This window comes from Burkholderia sp. Se-20373 (assembly GCF_017104705.1).
In the GTDB taxonomy this organism is placed as follows: domain Bacteria; phylum Pseudomonadota; class Gammaproteobacteria; order Burkholderiales; family Burkholderiaceae; genus Burkholderia.
The window spans coordinates 23,096-41,071 of record NZ_JAAGPH010000064.1 but is presented as its reverse complement, the minus strand read 5'-3'; the positions used below and the strand labels follow the sequence as shown (position 1 = coordinate 41,071).

At 64.2% G+C, this 17,976-nt stretch carries 8 protein-coding genes and 1 pseudogene; 5 read left to right on the top strand and 4 right to left on the bottom strand.

Annotation, left to right across the window (positions count from 1 at the left end):
* Positions 1 to 123: 123 nt before the first annotated feature.
* The 3 genes from G3N96_RS21145 to ugpC all read right to left on the bottom strand — a co-directional run bounded on the left by G3N96_RS21145 (position 124) and on the right by ugpC (position 4,590).
* The gene (locus G3N96_RS21145) at positions 124 to 1,383 is read right to left on the bottom strand and encodes an extracellular solute-binding protein (protein ID WP_206138359.1); all 1,260 of its coding nucleotides are present in this window, start codon (positions 1,381 to 1,383) and stop codon (positions 124 to 126) included.
* 63 nt (positions 1,384 to 1,446) lie between these two features.
* Positions 1,447 to 3,432: a beta-galactosidase gene (locus G3N96_RS21140; RefSeq protein ID WP_206138358.1), complete on the bottom strand. Its 1,986-nt coding sequence runs from the start codon at positions 3,430 to 3,432 to the stop codon at positions 1,447 to 1,449.
* A 9-nt stretch (positions 3,433 to 3,441) separates the two neighbouring features.
* Complete coding sequence (gene ugpC, locus G3N96_RS21135) at positions 3,442 to 4,590, bottom strand: sn-glycerol-3-phosphate ABC transporter ATP-binding protein UgpC (RefSeq protein WP_206138357.1); 1,149 nt, start codon at positions 4,588 to 4,590, stop codon at positions 3,442 to 3,444.
* Positions 4,591 to 4,778: 188 nt separating this feature from the next.
* Between ugpC and G3N96_RS21130 the strand changes: the two genes are divergently transcribed.
* Positions 4,779 to 5,819 carry a LacI family DNA-binding transcriptional regulator gene (locus G3N96_RS21130; protein ID WP_206138356.1) on the top strand — a complete coding sequence of 347 codons (1,041 nt, stop codon included), beginning with the start codon at positions 4,779 to 4,781 and terminating at the stop codon, positions 5,817 to 5,819.
* A gap of 106 nt (positions 5,820 to 5,925) precedes the next feature.
* Here G3N96_RS21130 and G3N96_RS21125 read toward each other — a convergent pair whose 3' ends face one another.
* A complete protein-coding gene (locus G3N96_RS21125; RefSeq protein WP_206138355.1) occupies positions 5,926 to 6,567 on the bottom strand; it encodes a GntR family transcriptional regulator in 642 nt (213 codons plus the stop codon).
* A 131-nt stretch (positions 6,568 to 6,698) separates the two neighbouring features.
* Here G3N96_RS21125 and G3N96_RS21120 point away from each other — a divergent pair, with 131 nt between their 5' ends.
* From G3N96_RS21120 to G3N96_RS21105, 4 genes and pseudogenes are all read left to right on the top strand, one after another.
* Entirely contained in the window at positions 6,699 to 7,175 is a 477-nt protein-coding gene (locus G3N96_RS21120) for an OsmC family protein (protein WP_206138354.1), read from the top strand.
* Between the two features lie 20 nt (positions 7,176 to 7,195).
* Positions 7,196 to 7,378: pseudogene (locus G3N96_RS21115) on the top strand (glutathione S-transferase); the annotation flags it as partial.
* Positions 7,379 to 7,731: 353 nt separating this feature from the next.
* Positions 7,732 to 17,148 carry a contact-dependent inhibition toxin BcpA gene (gene bcpA / locus G3N96_RS21110; RefSeq protein ID WP_206138353.1) on the top strand — a complete coding sequence of 3,139 codons (9,417 nt, stop codon included), beginning with the start codon at positions 7,732 to 7,734 and terminating at the stop codon, positions 17,146 to 17,148.
* Positions 17,145 to 17,960: an Imm49 family immunity protein gene (locus tag G3N96_RS21105; RefSeq protein WP_241022758.1), complete on the top strand. Its 816-nt coding sequence runs from the start codon at positions 17,145 to 17,147 to the stop codon at positions 17,958 to 17,960. The genes bcpA and G3N96_RS21105 overlap by 4 nt, the downstream gene beginning before the upstream one ends.
* Positions 17,961 to 17,976: the final 16 nt, after the last annotated feature.

The following is a 17,976-nucleotide window of genomic DNA, read 5'->3' as shown; positions in this document are numbered from 1 at the left end:
GGATGCGCTGCGCGGCGGCGGCGCGGCGCCCGCGCCGGCGGGCGGGGGGGACGTGATCGGACTGGACACGGCAAGCCTCCTGAACGGGCACGGCGGCACGGGGCCGCCGGTTGGGTCACGCGGTTACTTCTTGTAGATGCGCTTGCGGGTCTGTTCGAGCTGCGCGAGCACAGTATCGAGCTGCGCGGGATTCGCGACGAACTGCTGCATGCCCTTCATCCCCTCGTCGGCCATTTCCTTCGTCATGTCGCGGTCGTAGAACTGCGCGACGCCGCCCTTCGTGTCGGCAAGAATCCGGAAGCCGATGCGCGAGACCGGATCGGCCGGCTCGGGCGACTTGCTGTTGGCCGACAGCGAGCCGAGCCCCTCCGCGAGCTTCGCGCCCATCTCGGGCGTTTCGACGAACGCGAGGAACGTATGCGCGTCGGCCTTGTTCTTCGCCTTCGTCGGGATATGCAGCGATTCGACCGGGCCGTCCTCGGCGGTCGGCACCTTCGGATCGATGATCGGGAAGCGGTAGTAGCCCATTTCCTGCTTCACGTTCGGCGGGAAGCCCGCCGCGATGAAGGTGCCCATCAGCATCATCGCGGCCTTGCCCTGGAACAGGAACGGCTGCGCGCCGTCGAGATCGTAGGACAGCGCGTTGTCGATGAAGTAGCCTGCGTCGATCAGCGACTTCCACGTCGTGTAGACCTTCTTCACGCGCGGGTCGGTGTACGGCACGTCGCCGGCCATCAGTTGCTGGTGGAACACGTTGCCGTTCACGCGCAGGTCGAGATAGTCGAACCAGCCGGCGAGCGTCCATGCGTCGCGGCCGCCGACCGCGATCGGCGTGATGCCGGCCGCTTTCAGCTTCTTGCACGCGTCGAGAAACTGGTCCCATGTCTTCGGCTCGTCGGCGATGCCGACCTTGTGGAACAGGTCCTTGCGGTAGAACAGCCCCCACGAGTAGTAGACGGTCGGCGCCGCGTACTGCTTGCCGTTGTACGACGATGCATCGCGCGTCGACGCGTACATCGTGCCCCAGCCGTTCTTCGTCCAGTCGCCGCTCAGGTCCTCGAACAGCCCGCGCTTCGCGTAGTACGCCATCCGTTCGCCGGCGTGCCAGTTCACGACATCCGGTGCGACGGTCGTGAGCCACGCGGGGAGCTGCACCTTGTACGCTTCCTCGTCGACGAAGGTCGCCTTCACGTCGATGTCGGGATGCGCCTTGTGGAACGCTTCGATCGTCGACTGCCAGACCGCGCGCTGGCTGGCGCCCTTGAACGCGATGTTGATCGTCAGCGTGCCGGCATCGGCGGGCGCCGTCATGCCGAGCGATGCCAGTGCGACAGCGGCGGCCGTGGCGAGCCGGGCGGCGGTGCGAAGGGGGCGATGGGTCATACGTGTCTCCAGTCCTGGGTGTCGTTGTGCGTGACCGGCGCGTCGTGGCGCCGGTCGCGGTTGCTACGAACGGCTTCGATACACGGCCACGTCCTGCGGCCCGACTTGGGCCGTGCCGAGCACGAACGCGGACGGGGGCACCGCGTCGATCGTGTGCGGTGCGTCGCCATAGTTGAAAACGTAGGTCAGGCCGCCGCGCCGGCTTACGCGCACGCCGTCGCCGAGCGGCGCGGGCGCGAGGCCGGCCTCGGCCGCGACATCGGCGAACAGCCGGGCGGTGGTCGCGTCGTCGAACAGCGCGGCCCAGTAGTGCAGCGTGCCGTGCGATACCCACGCCGGGTGACCGTCGGCGAAGCGCGCACGCACGACGCTGTGCGTGTCGTCATGCAGTTCGACGAAGTCGCGCCAGTGGCGTGCGTTGCCGGTGAGCGGCGCGCCGTCGCGCAGCGTGCCGTCGACCCGCTCGGCCACGTTCGGCCGCAGCGATTCGACGCGCCACACGCGTACCGGCAGGATCGACGCGAGCGTGCCGGGCGGCAGCGTCGGCGGGATCCGCAGGTCGACGGTCTTCGAGCCGGTGCGCGGGCCGAGCACGACCTGCGCGCCGGAGGCGGCGAGCCGCGCGGCGAAATCGTCCGGGACGACCGGCAGCGGCGGCACGACGACGAGGCGGTAGCCGTCGAGCGGCGCGTGCGCGGACACGATGTCGACGTCGAGGCCGAGCGAACGCAGCGCCGAGTAGTACTCGAACGCGAAGCGCGGGTAATGGAAATCGGCGCCCTGCGGCTGCACTTCGAACAGCCACTTCGCTTCGTAATCGAAGACCAGTGCGACGGGGGCGCGCACGGCGCCATCCGCATCCGCGCCGGCGTCGTGCACGGCCGCGATCTCGTGCGCGACGCGCTGCGCCTCGCGGCCGCCTTCGTCGAGCTGGTCATCGGGGGTGTGGAGGCCCGCATGCATCTGCTCCTGCGCGAACGGCGCCTGCCGCCAGCGGAAGTACGACACGCAGCCGGCGCCGTGCGCGAACGCTTCCCAGCTCCACAGGCGCACCATGCCCGGCAGCGGTGCAGGGTTCCATTGCGCCCAGTTCACGGGCCCCGGCTGCTGCTCCATCACCCAGAACGGCAGCTTCGACATGCCGCGATAGAGATCGTGATTGAACGACGCGAAGTCGGGATGGCCGGTGCGCAGCCAGCGCGCCTTCACGTCGGGTGCGAACCACTGCTCCTCGAGCGCGCCGAGCGGATAGCTGTCCCAGGTCGCGATGTCGAGGTCACGCGCCACCTCGTAATGGTCGAACTCGGTGAACAGCTGCATGAAGTTGTGCGCGACGGGGCGGCCCGGCGAGTGCGCGCGGATCACGTCGACCTGCATCCGGTGATAGCGCGCGACTTCGTCCGACGCGAAGCGCCGGTAGTCGAGGCGATGCGACGGGTGAGCCTCGGTCACGGTGCCGACAGGCGCGTCGACTTCATCGAAATGGCGATATTCCATGCTCCAGAACACGGTGCCCCACGCGCGGTTCAGCGCGTCGATCGTGCCGTAGCGCGCCTTCAGCCACGCACGGAAGCGCACGAGCGCGGCCGGCGAGTAGCTGACGACGGTCTGGTGGCAACCCAGCTCGTTGTCGGTCTGCCAGTAGCGCACGGCCGGGTGGCGGCCGTAGCGTTCGGCGACCGCCGTGCAGATCTGGCGCGACGCCTCGAGATAGGTCGGCGACGAGAAGTCGTAGTGGCGGCGCGAGCCGAACGCGCGCGGCCGTCCGTCCGCGCCGATCGCGAGGATGTCGGGGTGGCGGTCGACCAGCCATTTCGGCGGCGTCGCCGTCGGCGTGCACATCACGATCTCGAGGCCGGCCGCGCCGAGCACGTCGACCGCGCGATCGAGCCAGCCCCAGTCGTATTCGCCCGGCGACGGCTCGATGCGGCTCCACGCGAACTCGGCGATCCGCACCTGCTCGATGCCGAGCGCTTTCATCCGGCGGGCATCGTCGGCCCACATCGTTTCCGGCCAGTGTTCCGGGTAGTAACAGACTCCGAGGCGCATGCCCGATCCTTATGCGTAATGGTGAACGTGGACGTCGGCGCACGCGGGTACCGCGCGGCCGTCTTCGGTGAAGAGATGGCAGGCCGCGGCCGGCGCATGCACGCGCACGCGTTCGCCGCTGCGCACCTGCGCGTCGCCGGGCACCTTCGCGATGAGCGAGTGGCCGCCGGGCTGGTCGAGGTGCACGTAAGTCTGTTCGCCGAGGCGTTCGACGAGTGCGACGTCGCGTGCGAGCGCCGTCGCGTCGTGTGCGGCGCCGAGCGTCAGGTGTTCGGGGCGAATGCCGAGCGTCACGGTGGCGCCCGCGCCGAGCGCCGAGCCATCACGTTGCAGTACGAAGGTTTCGCCGGACGGCGTGAGCGTGACGGTCGTGCGATGCGCATCACAGGCGGTCACGACGGCCGGCAGGAAGTTCATGCGCGGCGAACCGATGAAGCCCGCGACGAAGCGGCTCGCCGGGTGGTGGTAGAGGTCGAGCGGCGCACCGACCTGCGCGATGCTGCCGTGCTGCGCGGTATCGGCGCCGGCATGCAGCAGCACGATCTTGTCGGCGAGCGTCATCGCTTCGGTCTGGTCGTGCGTCACGTAGACGACGCTCGCGCGTTCGAACTGCCGGTGCAGCTTCGCGATTTCGATGCGGGTCTGGCCGCGCAGTGCGGCGTCGAGATTCGACAGCGGTTCGTCGAACAGGAACACGCCGGGCTCGCGCACGATCGCGCGGCCGATCGCAACGCGCTGCCGTTGCCCGCCCGACAGCGCCTTCGGCTTGCGGTCGAGCAGCGTGTCGAGCTGCAGGATGCGCGCGGCATCGCGCACCTTCCGGTCGATCTCGGCCTTCGGCACGCGCGCGAGCTTCAGCCCGAACGCCATGTTCTCGTAGACCGTCATGTGCGGAAACAGCGCGTAGCTCTGGAACACCATCGCGACGCCGCGTTCGGCGGCCGGCACGTCGTCGACACGGCGGCCGTCGATCGACAGCTCGCCCGCGCTCAGATCCTCGAGCCCGGCGATCATCCGCAGCAACGTCGACTTGCCGCATCCGGACGGCCCGAGGAACACGCAGAACTCGTGCGCGCCGATCTCCAGATCGACGTCGCGAATGACCGGCGCGTGATCGCCATAGGCTTTCTGCACGCGCCGCATCGAGATGCTCGCCATTGTCTCCGCTCCATGTTCTAATGCGCTTCATCAGTGATTAAGCGCTTAATCATCGCGATCAAAAAAAGAGGCGATGCGATCGCGGCCGAGTCGCGCCCGTCGGTCGGGCGGCAGGGTGTGCAGCGATAGTGCGCCGCTTCGGTAAGCGAAGCAAATACTGGATAGACGTCTCATATAGTGAGCAAGCGATGGCAACCCTGGATGAAGTGGCGCGCCGCGCCGGCGTGACGGCCGCAACCGTGTCGAACGTGCTGCGCGACCGCGGCCGGGTGGGCGAGGCGACGCGGGCGCGGGTGCTGGAGGCGGTGGCGGCGCTCGGGTATCGGCCGCATCTCGCCGCGCGGGCGCTGGCGGAGGGGCGCGCGCCGACGGTCGCGCTGATGGTGTCGAGCATCGCGAACCCGTTCTACCCGGAGTTCGCGCTGGCGGTCGAGCGCGCGGTGCGGCGTAACGGGCAGTTCCTGATCGTCTGCAACACGAACGAAGATCCGTTGCAGGGGCGTGCATATCTCGACCAGATCGCCGGCACGATCTCCGAAGGGATTCTCGTGACCAATGCGAACCTGCATCTGCCGGATCTGCTCGATGTGGCAGCGCGTGGCGTGCCGGTCGTGCTGTGCCTGTGGGAGCGGCCGGAGGCGCCGCCCGATGGATTGCCGTGCGTGGCGGTGGACTTCCGCGAGGCGGGGCGGATCGCGACGCGGCATCTGATCGAACTGGGCCACGAGCACATCGGCGTGATCGTCGGAGGGTCGGCGGGCGGCGTGCAGGCGGCGCGTTACGACGGCTTCGTCGACGTGATGCGCGAAGCGGGGCTCGATGCGTCGATCGTCGCAGCCGAGCCCGATTCGATCGAAGGCGGTGTGCTTGCGGCGGGGTGGTTGCTCGACGAGCACCCGCAGTTGACCGCGCTGGTCGCGACCAACGACCTGCCGGCGATCGGCGCGATGCATGCGGCGGCCGATCGCGGCAGGCGTGTGCCCGATGATCTGTCGATCGTCGGGATCACCGACATTCACCTGGCGAGCGACACGCGGCCCACGCTGACGACCGTCGCGATCCCGACCGCCGAGGCCGCCGGGTTGGCGGTCGAGCTGCTCAATGCGCTGCGCGAGGCGGGTGGCCAGCGCGATGCGGCGTCGAGCGTGCGTGTCGCGTCGCTACCGAGACTGGTGGTGCGGGGTACGACTGGCCGCGTGGCGGGCGGGGGCGCGACGCCGTCGGTTTGACGCGTGGTGGCGGCGAGTAGGTTGAGGTCGCTGTCGTGATCGTTGCGCCCCGGCATCAGGTGGCGCCCGCCTTAGCAAACGGCAAGCGGCAAACGCACGGCCGTCCTCACCCGCCTTCGACGAGCCGCATCACGATGCTTCTGGCCGATTCCAGATGCGCGACCGTCATCGAACGAGCCGCACGCGCATTGCGTTCGCGGCACGCCTGCAGGATCTCCTCGTGCTCGACCTGGAACGACGGCGTATCCGCGAGCAGCGTCGCCTGCAGGCGCTCGTACCGTTCGACCTGGCTGCGCAGCTCCGCGATCGTCTTCAACTGCCGCGCGTTGCCGCAGCATGAATACAGCAGTGCGTGGAATTCGCGGTTCAGTTCGCCTTGCCGGCGCGGCACGGCCGCATCGCCGAGCAAACGATGGACGAGCTCGGCGCGTGCGAGCGTTTCGTCGTCGAGCCGCTTCACGCTCCGGTAGATCGCGTCGCCTTCGAGCAGCGCGCGCAGGTCGTAGATTTCCTGCACGTCCGACGCGCTCAGCATGCGCACGACGGCGCCGCGATTCCTGAAGATGTCCAGCAAGCCTTCGCGCTCCAGGCGCTGGATCGCCTCGCGCATCGGAATCCGGCTGATGCCGAACCGGTCGGCCAGGTCGCGCTCGACGAGCCGCTCGCCGGCGTCCAGCTCGCCGTTGATGATCATGTCCCGCAACGAGGCGGCAACCGCGTCCGCGGTGGAATCGAGTTTGGCTTCCATGCCTGCATGTTCCGTCAATTTGGAATAATGGTATACCAAACAGGAATCCGGTGCCAAAATGGCGATCGCAGGCGGGCTTCGTCAAACGACATCCGGCCCGGCCGAAGCAACCCACATCAATGGAGAGCGAGATGGCATCTGGCGAACACAAGTATCGCGTCGCAGTCGAGTGGACGGGCAATCGCGGCACCGGCACATCGGGGTATCGCGAGTACGGGCGGGATCATCTGATCCGGGCCGGTTCCAAGCCGGACATTCCCGGTTCGTCGGACGCGGCGTTTCGCGGCGATGCCTCGCGCTGGAATCCGGAAGACCTGCTGCTGGCGTCGGCATCGGCGTGCCACAAGCTCTGGTATCTGCATCTGTGCTCGGAAGCGGGCATTCGCGTGCTCGCCTATGTCGACGACGCGGAAGGCACGATGGTCGACAGCGCCGATGAGGGCCGCTTCACGGAAATCGTGCTGCGCCCGCACGTGACGATCCAGGCCGGCGACGATCGCGAGCGGGCTGCACATCTGCATCACGATGCTCACGCGAAGTGCTATATCGCGAACTCGGTCAATTTTCCGATCCGCTGCGAACCGGTGATCGAGTTCGCCGCTGCTTGATGCCGACACCCGCCGGAGGGCTGCCCGGTGCGTACTACACGGTGCTCGATCCGTACGCGCTGATGCTGTGCCGCTGGACGCGTGGCTTTGCCGAGCCGGCGCGGCAGCGGCCGGTACTCGGCGGCTATCTGCAGCGAGTGCTCGCGCGCCCGGCGGTCCAGCCGGCGTTGCGGACCGAAGGGCTCGAGGAGCCGTGGGTGTAGCGGAGCGCACGCTCTGGTTAAATGGGCGACTTCCGACAAATCTCAGAAGATCCTTGCACGAATAACTGCACATCCCAACGTTCAACCGTGAATCAATTTTAGTTCGCAGTTTGGTCCGGAGTACGTAACGGGTGCGCATACGACAGACGCACGAGAATTCGATCTGATGTGCCGTATATGTGCTGTGGGAACTCGACCAGAGATGTTCGAGTGCACGTCAATCAGACGCGTCTGGAATTCGAAATTTGTGGTTCTCATTCAACAGCTTGGCAATATTTGACAGTCATTCTTCGGCGTTTCAGTAAGCTCGCGGTCAATGACCAAATGAATGGACGCGGGCCGCGTCGACAAGAATGAATAAAAATGCGCATCGCTTGGTGTATTCCAGGCTTCGGGGTATGGTGGTGGCCGTTGCAGAAACGGCGACCGCCGAGGGGAAATCGGCGACGGGCGAGGCACGTGCACGGCGGCGATCGTCGACGTCCGGTGCCCGCGTCGTCCTGGCGGGTGTCGCAGCGCTCGGCATGCTACCTACCTTGGCCGATGCGCAGATCGTCCCGGCGCCGGGTACCAGCACGCATGTGATCCAGACGCCGAACGGCTTGCCTCAAGTCAACGTGGCCGCACCGTCGGGCGCCGGCGTCTCGGTCAACACCTACAATCAGTTCGACGTCTCGCGCGCCGGCGCGATCCTGAACAACTCGGCCACGATGGTCCAGACCCAGCAGGCGGGCTGGATCAACGGCAACCCGAATTTCAGTGCAGGCCAGGCCGCACGGATCATCGTCAACCAGGTCAACAGCCCGAACCCCTCCCAAATTCGCGGCGCGTTGGAGATCGCCGGCTCCCGGGCAGAGCTCGTTCTCGCGAATCCGTCGGGTATTTATCTCGATGGCGCGTCCTTCATCAACACCAGTCGCGCAACCCTCACAACGGGCGTGCCGTACTACGGTGCTGATGGCTCGCTCGCCGGCTACAACGTCAACCGCGGGCTCGTGACGGTTGCCGGCGCCGGCCTGAATGCCGCCAATATCGATCAGGTGGACCTCATCGCCCGCGCGGTGCAGGTAAACGCGGCGGTCTACGCGAAGAATCTGAATGTGATCGCCGGCGCGGCCCAGGTCAACCACGACACGCTCGCCGCGACACCGATTGCCGGCGACGGCCCGGCTCCGTCGGTTGCAATCGACGTGAGTCAGCTGGGTGGCATGTACAGCAACCGGATCTTCCTCGCATCGAACGAGTTCGGTGTCGGGGTGGCCAACGCCGGTACGATCGCGGCGCAGGCGGGCGACCTGACGCTGCAGTCGAACGGTCGACTCGTTCTGACGGGTAAGACCACGGCGAGCGGCAACCTCGCGCTGTCGGCCGCTGGCGGCATCCAGAACAGCGGCACCACGTACGCGCAGCAATCGCTGTCGGCCAGCACAAGCGCTGATCTTACGAACACCGGGACGCTCGCCGCGCAGCAGAGCGCGACGGTGAACGCCGGCAGCGTCAGTTCGACCGGTACGCTCGGCGCGGGCGTGAACAACGACGGCTCCGTTGCGCACAGCGGCGACTTGAACTTGACGGCATCGGGTCAACTGAACGCGACCGGCCAGAATGTAGCGGGCGGCAATGCATCACTGACCGGTGCGAGCGTGAATCTCGCCGGCAGCCAGACCGCAGCGAACGGCAATCTGTCGCTGAACGCGACGGCCGGCGATGTGAACCTGTCGAACGCGACGACGAGCGCGCAAGGCGCCATACAGGCGAATGCTTCGGGCACAGTGATCAACGATCACGGCAGCCTGTCGAGTGGCGGCAGCACGACGCTGACCGGTGGTGCCCTCTCGAACCAGAGCGGCAAGGTTTCATCGCAGGGGCCGCTGTCGGTCAACGTGGCCGGCCAGATCGCCAACCAGTCCGGTGAACTGATTTCCGAGAGCACGGCAGACGTGCATGGCGGCGCCATCGCGAACAACCATGGCACGCTTCAAAGCGCGGCCGGCATGACGGTGGCCGGTGCGTCACTGGACAACACGGCCGGCCGGATCACGTCGCTCAACGGCGACGGCCTGTCGGTGACAACGAGCGGCCAGTTGACCAATGCCGCAGGGACGACTGCAAACGGTGCGCAAGGCGGCGTCATCGGCGGCAACGGCGATGTTTCGGTCCGCGGCGCAAACGTTGTCAACCGCGGCGCGATCACATCCAATACAAATCTGCGTGTTGCGGGCCAGTCGGTCGACAACGGTAGTGGCACCCTGCAGGCCGCCCAGAACGTCGTGGTCGATGCCGGCTCGCATCTGATGAACAACGGCGGCTCAATCGTCGGCCAGACGGCGACGCTCAGCGCCACGACGCTCGACAACAGCGCCGGCGCCGTGCAGGCCGATCAGGTCTCGTTGAACGCAACCGACGTCGTGAACCATGGCGGCACCATCACGCAGACCGGCGCCGGCGCAATGGCCGTCAACGTGTCGGGCACGCTCGACAATTCCAGCAGCGGCACGCTGCAGACCAACAGCACCGACCTGACGCTCGCGCCGGCTACGCTGAAGAACGACGGCGGCACCATCACGCACGCCGGCACCGGCACGCTGACGCTCGGCAATGGGACGGGCACGGTGTCGAACGTCGGCGGCTCGATCGCGAGTAACGGTCGAGTCGTCGCGCAAAACGGCACGCTGAACAACGCGTCGGGCTCGATCAGCGCGCAGAACGGATTGGCGGCAACTGTCGCCGGCACGCTGAACAATGCAAGCGGCAAGCTGTTGTCGAACACGGATCTGAGTGTCACCAGCGGTACGCTGGCGAACGACGGCGGTCAGATCGGTGCGGGCACGAACGCGACGATTCACACCGGCTCGATGACGAACCAGGGCGGCTCGATCGTCGCGCCGAACCTGTCGGTTACCGCCGATTCGACGCTCGACAACAGCGGCGGCAAGCTCGAGGCCAATCAGCTTGCGCTGACGGCCGCGAACCTCGTGAACCACGGCGGTACGATCACGCAGTATGGTTCGTCGGCGATGGGCATGAACGTCAGCGGCACGCTCGACAACTCGGCCGCCGGCGTGATTCAGACCAACAGCACGGACCTGACGCTCACGCCGGCCGAGTTGAACAACTCGGGCGGCACCATTACGCATGCCGGCGCGGGCACGCTGACGATCGCGGCGGGCAACGGAGCCAGCGCGCTGAACAACGCAGCTGGCACCATCGTGACGAAGGGACAAGCCATCGTCAACGCGACTACCTGGAATAACGCCGGCGGTATTCTCGCGGCGCAACGCGGCATCAACGCGATCATTGCCGGTGACGTAAACAACGCGCAAGGTCTGCTGCGATCTGACGCATCGCTGTCGTTGAAGAACGGCGGTGCCCTGTCGAACCGAGGTGGCCACATTCAGGCCGGGCAATCGACTGCGGGCGACACCAGCACGCTCGCCATTCAATCGGCCTCGATCGATAACGCGGACGGCGCCATCGTCGACCTCGGCGCGGGCAAGATGACGGTGCAAGGCGGCAGCCAGATTGCGAACAGCCACGCCGGCGGCGTATCGGGCATGGGTGCGATTACCGGCAACGGCGACGTGACGATTGGCGCAGCATCGATCAGCAACACGCAAGGCGGCCAGCTCAGCGGAGCATCGCTTCATGTCCAGGGCAACACCTTGGACAATAGTGGCGGCACTATCGGCAACGTCACGAATTCACACGGTGACGTGGACGTCACGACGATCGGCGCGATCACGAATACGGGCGGTCAGATCAGCTCGACGCACGACTTGTCGGTCGCGGCAGCTACGCTGCAAGGTGGCGGCACATACAGCGCGACGCATGACGCCAACGTGAACCTGCAGGGCGACTACGCGGCGGCGTCCGACACGCAGTTCAACGTTGGGCACGATCTCGCCTTCACGTTGCCCGGCACCTTCACGAACAACGCGAACCTGCAGTCGGTCAACAACCTGAGCGTCAACGCGGGCACCATCGTCAACGTGGGCGCCCTGACTGCCGGCGGCCTGCTGCACACGCAATCGACCAACCTGACCAATACCGGCGCGCTCGTGGGCGCGAGCGTGTCGCTCAACGCGACGAATACGATCTCGAACCTCGGCCCGACCGCGCTGATTGGTGGATCGGACAGCAACGGCACGCTCGAAATCCTCGCGCATGACATCGAAAACCGCGACGACACGACTGCGTCCGATTCGATGGCGACGACGGCGATCTTCGGCATGGGCAAGGTCGTGCTGGCGGGTGGCAAGGACGCAAGCGGCAACTACACGAACGCGGCGCTCGTCAACAACGTGTCGGCCTTGATCCAGTCGGGCGGCGACATGGAACTGCACGCCGACAAGGTGACGAGCACGCGCCGCGCGATGAAGACGTCTACCAGCCAGGTCGATCCGGCATCGCTCGCGCAGTTCGGCATTCCGATCAGCGGTCGCACGGGCCAGATCGGCGTGAAGGATCCGGACAGCATCGGCGGCGTCTACACCGAGCCGCCTCATGGCGGTCAGTGGAACAGCACGTATCAGTTCACGACCTACTACGCGGACAGCGCGACGGCGACGACCGTGACGGACATCAGCCCGGCTGCGCAGATCGTGTCGGGCGGCAGGATCGATGCGTCGTCCGTCGGCACACTGCAAAACTACTGGAGCAACATCGCGGCGGTCGGCGACATCAAGATGCCATCCCACTACGACGCCGACGGCTGGGCGGCGTCCGGCCAGAAGCTGCCGGGCGTGTCGGTTTCCTACTCGGGCCAATATCACTACAACAACTACGACAATTCGGAACACGACTGGCAGTTGCCGTTCGGCAACGCGCCGTTCGTGACGGGTCGCCCGGGCGGTTACACCCAGGCGGCGCCGGCGTCGATCAAGGATTACAAACTGCCGAAATACGACTCGACGTTGAGTTCGAACGGCACGATTTCGGGCACGGGTATCAGCGTCAACAATACGGCGGGCAATGCATCCATTCCGTCGCTTGGCTTGCTGCCGGGGCAGTCGGTACCGGGCCTTACCCCGACCAACCTGAGCGGTAACGCGAGCGGTGCGAAATCGGGTGCGTCGGCCGTGCACGGCGGTCCGTCGGCGCCGGTCGATCCGATCATCGCCAGTGCAACGGCGCTGAACGTCCTGAACAACCTCACCATTCCGCAAGGCGGCTTGTTCAAGCCGACGACAGCGCCGAATGCGAGCTACGTGATCGAAACGAATCCGGCGTTCACGAACCAGAAGAATTTCATTTCCAGCGACTACTTCTTCGGTCAGCTCGGCGTCGACCTCACGCACATTCCGAAGCGGCTCGGCGACGGCTTCTACGAGCAGCAGCTAGTGCGCAACGAAGTCACGGCGCTGACCGGCAAGGCCGTGCTCGGGCCGTACGCAGACCTGCAGACCACGTATCAATCGTTGATGGCGGCCGGCGCGGATCTGTCGAAGTCGCTCGATTTGCCAATCGGCGCGAGCCTGTCGGCCGATCAGGTGTCGAAGCTGACCAGCAACGTGGTCATGATGGAAACGCGAGTGGTCGACGGTCAGTCGGTGCTCGTGCCGGTCGTCTATCTCGCGAAGGCCAGCCAGCAGAATATCGACGGCCCGTTGATCAGTGCGACGAACATCGATTTCCAGAACGCACAGTCATTCACGAACAGCGGCACGATCAAGGCGGACAACACGCTGGCAATTCAGGGCAAGCAGATCGACAACGCATTCGGCGCGCTGCAAAGCGGCGGGCTGATGTCGCTGAAGACCGAGAACAATATCGACCTGACGTCGGCGAACGTGAAGGCCGGAAGCCTGCAGCTCGACGCCGGGAAGGACCTGATTCTCGATACGGCGACGAAGACGAACACACGGGTGAGCCGCGACGGTGCGACGAGCGTGGTGACTACGCTTGGGCCGACCGCGAAACTGGACGTCGCGGGCAATGCGTCGATCACGACGGGCGGCAACTTCCAGCAGAACGCGGGCAACCTGTCGGTCGGCGGCAATCTCGGCATGAACGTCGGCGGTAACTGGGATCTCGGGGCGGTGCAGACGGGCGAGCACAAGATCGTGCAGCGGGCGAACGGCGTGTCGAATACCGACATCAACAAGGTCACCGGCAGCTCGGTGACGGTTGGTGGACAGTCGAGCATCGGCGTCGGTGGAGACCTGACGGCCAAGGGCGCGCAGATCGACCTTGGCCAGGGCGGGACGATCGCGGCCAAGGGCAACGTGACGCTCGGCGCGGCGAGCGCGACGTCGACGGTGAACAGCAACAGTTCGGGCAGCGACGGTCACGGCAGCTATGCGGAGACGCTGCACACGTCCGATCAGGCGCTCTCAGGCACAACGCTCAAGGCCGGCGATACCGTCACATTGGCGTCGGGCAAGGATCTCACGATCAGCGGCAGCACGGTCAGCCTGGATAAAGGCAATGCGAACCTGATGGCGAGCGGCGATGTGAATATCGGCGCAGCAACCGAAACGCACGTGCTGAACTCACACGAAACGCACAGCCACAGCAATGTCGTGAGCGGCGTGCAGGTTGCAAGCGGCATCGACCAGACGGCGACCTATAGCCAGGGCAGCACGGTGTCAGCCGACGGCGTCAATATCGTCAGCAACCGCGACATCAACGTGGCGGGTAGCAACGTCGTTGGCACGAACGACGTGACGTTGCAGGCGACGCGCAACATCAACATCACGACCTCGCAAGACACGACTCAATCGTCCAGCTATTTCGACAAGAAGGAATCGGGTCTTCTGGCGAATGGTGGTTTGTCGGTGACGGTAGGTTCGCGCTCGGCCGCGCAGCAAGACCAAAGCAGCTCGGTGACGAACAAGGGGAGTGTGATCGGGTCATCGCAGGGCAATGTCACGATCCAGGCCGGAAAGGATGCCACGATTACCGGTAGCACGATTGTGGCAGGCCGGGATGTCGGTATCGCCGCTCAAAACGTGACGGTAAATGCCGCGTACGACATCTACAAGGACGCGCAGTCGCAGCAGTTCAGCCAGTCGGGTTTGAGTGTCGGATTGGGCGGCGGCCTGGTCGGACTCGGGCAGTCGATGGCAGGCGCCGTCCGCCAAGGCCAGCAGTCGGGCGATTCGCGCCTCGCCGCAGTACAGGCCGTGGCGGCTGCCGAACAGGCTTACCAGAACCGCGGCGGGATCAAGGACGCGGCCAATGCCCTGTCGAACGGGAACGTGAGCGAAGCTGCCAAGGGCGTTCAGGTACAGCTCAGCATCGGGTCGAGCCATAGCAGCAGCAATGCGACGACATCGATTTCGAGCGCGAAAGGTTCGTCGATCGTAGGCAACGGCAACGTCTCCATCACCGCGACGGGCACACCGGACGCAAACGGAAACGCTCAGGCGGGCACCGGAAACATTGCGATGACCGGAGCGTCAGTGCTCGGCAAGAACGTCGCGCTCGACGCCAACAATGCGATCACGCTGCAAAGCGCGCAGAGCACCGAACAGAGTACGAGCTCGAACAGTTCGACCGGCTGGAATGCAGGCGCGGCGATCGGCGTGGGCAAGAATACGGGGATCAGCGTCTTCGCGAATGGCTCGAACTCGCACGGCCAGGGCAACGGCGACAGCATCACGCAAACCAACACGACGGTGGCGGCCGGCAACACGCTGACGATGAAGTCGGGCGGTGACACGACGTTGTCGGGCGCCAAGGTTTCAGGCGACAAGGTCAAGGTCGATGTCGGCGGCGACCTGACGATGACGAGCCTTCAGGATACGTCGAACTACAGCAGCAACCAGCACAACACGGGCGTCAGTGGCAGCTTTACGTTCGGCTATGGTGGCGGTGTCGATGCGTCGATCGGCCATACCAGTATCGACGCGAACTATGCGTCGGCGAACCAGCTAACCGGCATCGTGGCAGGCAAGGAAGGGTTCGATGTCAACGTGGCCGGCCATACGCAGCTCAACGGCGCGCAGATCGCGAGCGCCGCGCCAGCCGACAGCAATACGCTGACGACCGGCAGCCTCGGATTTACCGACATCCAGAACAAGATGTCGTATTCGGGTTCGTCGGAAGGGTTTTCGACGTCGGGCGGCCCGAGCTTCGCACAGACGGGTGATAGCGCGAGCGGCGTCACGCACGCCGCGGTGAGCCCGGCGAAGATCGTCGTGAAGTCGGATGAACAGAACGGCACGGACAGCACGGCCGGGCTGTCGCGCGACACCGCGAACGCGAACCAGACGGTGGAGAACACATTCAACCTGCAGAAGGTCCAGAACAATATGGCCTTTGCGCAGGCGTTCGGCAAGGTCGCGACGTTCGCGGTGGCGGAAGCGGCGACTCAGCTGGAAAACAGCAGCCCGCAGATGAAGGCATTGTTCGGCGAAGGCGGTGCGGGTCGCGACGCGCTGCACGCCGCAGTGGCGGCGATCGGGGCAGCGCTGTCGGGTGGCAACATCGGCGGAGCGATCGCGGGTTCGCTGGCCGGTGATGTTCTGCAGTCCCTGGCGCAGCCGATCATCGATCAGACAGTGAGTCAGTTGCCGCTGAGCGCGCAAGCCGCCGCGCGGAATGCGTTGAACGAGATCGTGGCGACGGCGGGCGGTGCGGCGGCTGGCGTTGTCGCAGGTGGCGGTTCATCCGGTGCGCTGGCAGGTGCAGGGTCGGCCGTGAACAACGAGCTTTACAATCGGCAGCTTCACGTGGAAGAGGTGAAGGTTGTCGAGCAGCTCGCGAAGGAAAAGGCGCAGGCGGTATGCCGCGGCGATTCAAGTTGCGTGGCGAAGGCAACGACTTACTGGACCGACATGCTCGAGCGCGCGGCGAAGGGAATGGTCGACGACACCGCCAACAAGGAAAACATGGCGTATCTCCAGACGCTGATCCAGACGGCGAACAATCCGACCAGCGAAGGCGCAATGGGAGGGCTGAGCTCCTACCTGGCGAACCTTCAGACAGCGCAAGACATGTTGTCGCAGTATATGGGCAAGCCGATTCTGGTACGCGGTTCACCGATGATCTCCGATGGGGCGGCACAGACGTATTTTAGTGCGACGCCTGAGCAGCGTTCTGACCAGTATCTGAACTCTGTACTAGGTTCGCTCCCAGGTTCGATCGCGCCAGGCGCAGGCCAGCGTGATCAGAGTCGAGTGGATTCCTTCGCCACGCAAAACGGCTCCGTGAAGCCCGATTACACGATCGAGGAAACGGTCATCGGCGGTATCCTTACCAACAAGATCGCGTCGACGGCTGCACGCGTGGGTGAGTCGATTGATGTTTGGTTGGCGGGAACGGTGAATCCGACGAACAAAGGGTTTATCAGCACCGGCAAGGTAACGATGGAGAGCATGCCGGTGAAGCTGAATTCTGCGGAGCAAGGTGTGCTGTCGCAACTCGACCAGCTTCCGTCCAAGGACTTGCAGGGACAGGCGCGGGAGTATGTGGCGAACAACTACTTCGTACGCAACGGCTTTACTCCACTGGATGGCAAGTGTGGCGTCAATTGCTTCGACGGCGTCTACATCAAGGGGGACAAAGTGTACGTCAACGAAGTCAAGCCGCTGAATTCCAATGGATCGATACAATTGAACCCTGAGAACGGCAGTCTGCAAACACAGATGAGCGATGACTGGATTAATTATTCTATTGAGAGGCTGTCAAAATCAAAGGATCCAAATCTAGTGCGAACAGCCGAAATTATCGACCAAGCAAGAAGCAGCGGGAATTTGGTAAAGGTTGTAACCGGAATCAACGATAGTGGAATGGTCTTGGTGAAACCGAATTGGAGTACGCCATGAGTGGCGATGAAAAAAGAGACGATCTGGAGCGAATCATTTCGTTCTATGAGAAATCAATGCCGGATAGAATCGAGGGTCTAAGTTCCGGGCGACGGAGAAAATTCCAGCGGGGCGCCGTACTTTCCAGCGTGTCGCGTTACCATAAGGCCATCGGTGTTCGATCGTACTTTATCGATAACGATGCCTCCGGTTTTAAGCAAAATTACTTCTTGTCTACCAAGTTGGCACTTGCGAGTGCTGGAGAGCCGGGTGGGAGGTCCTTCGAGACCGGGTCGATTATTCAGGAAGCTCTTTTGTCTGATAACGAAGTGGTGGTGCGCGATATTTTGGCGATTAAGGAGCAGAAATTCGCGAGATATAAGGAAAATCCATTAAGTGAGGACTTCCATCTTTATATGATCCATCTTGCCATTCGTGGCGAAGATGAGCAGATTGAAAAGATGATTGTAAAAATTGCAAAAAATGGCAAAAACCCGTTGCGAGCAGAGTGTGCGGGAGGTCGCGACTTCTATTCGTTGCTACTGAAGGGTAGTCGAGCAGAATTGGAGACGTTAATCCAATCCAGGGATGCGTCAATTAAAAGTGCTGATCCAATTGACGAGGACTTTATTTCATATCTTGGGGCACTTGAAACGAAATTGTGTTGGCGCCGCGGTATCCAAGTCGAAATTGATCATCCGCTAGTGCCAATGGAGCTGATGCCAGTCAAGCCTCTCGATCATTACGACGACGTCTACGATTTTCTGAAGCCGGGGTGGGTGCCTCCTACGCAAGGGTTGATCGGCCGCGTTTCTCGGTGGTTTAAGACGTAATCTGCCAACGTCGCAC